The 435-nt window shown below is 57.5% G+C and carries 2 pseudogenes; both read right to left on the bottom strand.

The features are described 5' to 3' along the window. Nucleotides 1-180, bottom strand: a pseudogene (locus ACF8EA_RS19850) (IS110 family transposase); the annotation flags it as partial. Nucleotides 181-200: 20 nt separating this feature from the next. Then, nucleotides 201-435: pseudogene (locus ACF8EA_RS19845) on the bottom strand (hypothetical protein); the annotation flags it as partial.

The raw sequence follows: 435 nt of genomic DNA, 5'->3' as shown, positions 1-435 counted from the left end.
ATAGATTCCGGTCGCCTCCATCACGATCGACTTGGGCTTGAGTGCCAGCAGCTTTTTCACCGCAGCCTTACGGCCTGCAGGGGTTTGAGCGATATCCCACTGTCCGGCCGGACGCCCATCTTTACGTACCCCGACGATCGAAGTGCGTGAGCCGATATCGAGGCCAACACAGACACTCATTCTTCCCTCTCCCCAGCGAATTAGGTAACAATGGCCTCCGGTTCCCCGACCTCGAACTTCATGCTGCTGCAACCTTGTAATGCGAAGTCCGACTTGTCGGCTTCTCGATACTCTTCGCAGTGGGCAATGAGGCGGGGGGCCTCTCTACGTACAAGGTCAGGGGCAATCCCTGCCTTTAGGAGCGATCGGCCTCCCCGGAAGTGCTTCTTCAGCCTGGCGAGAATAACCTCTCCCGCCAGGCTAAGGACAACATAC

Origin of the sequence: Pseudomonas sp. YQ_5 (assembly GCF_043103305.1) — a bacterium.
Classification (GTDB): Bacteria; Pseudomonadota; Gammaproteobacteria; order Pseudomonadales; family Pseudomonadaceae; genus Aquipseudomonas; species Aquipseudomonas putida_Y.
This window is presented reverse-complemented; position numbering and strand designations above follow the sequence as displayed.